Here is a 2,387-nt window from a genome sequence, read left to right as displayed (position 1 = left end):
GCGCGGTACCACGCGGGGCTTCCGTGCCGCCGGCCCAGGCGCCGCCCCGGGCGGGCACGCGCGCCGCGACGAACGGCGCGATACGTTCGCGCGTACGCGACCCCAGCGGTGTGAGGGCGCCAGGCCCTTGCCGGGCGGTCGTACGCGGTCCCGGCGGCGCGGGCGCGTGCCGGGCCTGCTGTGCCCAGGTGCGTAGCCCCGCCGGTACGAGCGTGCCGGGGCCCTGCCGTACGGCGCGCGCTCCCAGCGCCGCGAGTCGACCGGGGTCCGGCCGGGCTGTTGCCCGTGTCCCCGCCGTTCTGAACGCGCCGGGGCCCTCCTGAGCTGTCGTACGCGGTCCCCGTACCGCCTGTGGCACCAAGGCCCGCAGCGTCCCGTACACGCCGCGGTCTCGCGGCGCTGCCGTACGCGTTTCCGGCGGTGCGGGCGCGCCCGAGGTCTGGTGCGCCCGTGTGCGCAACCCCGCCGGTACGAGCGTGTCTGCGCCCGGCCGTATCGCCTGGCGCAGAGCCTCCACCGGGCCCTGCGGGAAGCGGCCGAGCAGTACCGCCAGGACGCCGACCACCGCGGCGGCCACCCCGCCGCGCGTACCGGCGTCCAGGCCGACCAGCAGGGCCGCCGCGGCCAGTGCGCCGAGGAGGCTGTCCGCGCCCAGTACCACCGAGGCGGCGAACCACAGGAGGCCGCGCACCGGGTCGAAGGCGGCGGGGTCGAAGGCGCGGACGCCCATGGACAGGAGGCCGCCGCCCAGGGCGGCCAGGGCCGCGCCCGCGGTGAAGGCCGCCTGTTTGAGGGCGGGCACCGCGATGCCCGCGGCGGAGGCGCCCGCCTCGTGGTCGCGCATCGCGGCCAGCGCACGCCCGTACCGGCCGCGGCGCAGTGCGGCCACGCCGGTCAACGCCGCTGCCAGCATGGCCAGTTCGAGGACGTAGTACGCGCGGTCGTCGCCGAAACCGGCCGGGCGGCTCAGCGTGAGGGCCGCGGTCGCGTACGGCTGGGCGAAGACGAACCGGCTCACCGCCACCCCGATCGCGAGCGTGGCCAGCGCCAGCGCGAGGCCGTGCCGACGGATCGCGGGTACGCCGGTGAGGAGGCCGAGCGGGGCGACGAACGCCACGGACAGGGCCAGGGCGGGGAGTTCCGGCAGCGGCGGGAGAAGGGGGAGGCGGCCGGCGGCGAGCAGCGCGGTGAACAGCGCCCCGAGACCGGCGTACGCGGCCTGGCCGAGCGAGAGCTGCCCGCCGCGCCCCGTGACGACGGTCAGGGACAGCAGGATCACGCCCATCGCAGGCACCTGCACCGACGTATGCAGATCCGTGCCCGCGAAGCCGAGCGGCAGCAGAAACAGCACTCCGCACACCGTCCAGGCCCTCGGGTCCCGGTCGACGGCCCCGGTCGTCGTGGCGCCCGCAGGCCCCCGGCCCCGTACGCAGGCCGCCCGTAGCCGCCCTGCTGCCCAGCGGGCCATCGCGTGCGCGGGCAGTCGCCGTCGCATCCGCCGCGCGGGCTCCCGCCGCCTGCCGGCCCCCGCGCCGTCTCGTCGTACGGGCCTCCGGCCGTACCCGCGCCGCGCCCGGCCCGTTCGCCGCCACCTCCGTGCGAGCCCACGACCGTACCGCCACCCGCCCCGCCCGGTCCCCCGTCCTCCCCCCGACCAGTCCGGCAGGACCAAGGCCGCCACCAGCAGTGCGACCACGTAGAGATTCGCGCCGACCGCTTGGAGGAGAGGTTCCGCCCAGCCGTTCGGGTGGAGGCGGGTCAGTTGGCTCTGGGCCACGCCGATGGCGAGGGCGGCCAGGACAGCCACCGGCAGGCTGCGCATTCTCGCCAGGACCGCTACCGCTATCACCTCCATGACCAGCAGCGGCAGTCCGTACGGGTCCAGGCGCAGGTAGGGAGCCAGCAGTACGCCCGTCAGGCCGGCTGTGAAGGAGCCGAAGGCCCAGCCCGACGCTGCGACGTGGTCGGCGTCGATGCCGCTGAGAGCGGCCAGGGAGCGGTTGTCGACCACGGCGCGCAGGCGGCGGCCGAAGGGGGTCCAGCGGGTGGTCGCGCCTACCGCTGCGGCCAGGGCCACCGCCGTGCCCAGTTGCGCCCACGGGTCGGACGGCAGCAGCGCGGGCGCGTCCGCTCGGGCCCCCGGTCCCCACAGCAGGCTCGCCGCGCCCACCAGGAGGACGAAGACGCCCAGCGACGCCACCAGCGAACGGGCCTGGTCGCCCTCCCCGGCCGCCAGGGGGCGGAAGACCACGCGGTCCAGTACGAGCCCCATCGTCGGCGCCACCACCAGCAGGGCGACCGCCGCCGCCAGCGGCAGCGGCCACGACCATTCGACGGCGAACTGCCGCATCACGTACGCCGTCACCATGGCCAGCGCCCCGTGCGCG

1 protein-coding gene is annotated in these 2,387 nt (G+C 77.0%); it reads right to left on the bottom strand.

Annotated features, from left to right (window positions below; translation table 11 throughout):
• Positions 1-2,387 (bottom strand): hypothetical protein (locus tag ACFU99_RS40950; RefSeq protein WP_384403072.1); only part of this gene is annotated, 2,387 nt, incomplete at both ends.

Source organism: Streptomyces sp. NPDC057654, assembly GCF_042800135.1.
Taxonomy (GTDB): Bacteria; Actinomycetota; Actinomycetes; order Streptomycetales; family Streptomycetaceae; genus Streptomyces.
Note: the sequence above shows the minus strand (reverse complement) of the source record. Positions and strands in the feature narration are given on the sequence as shown.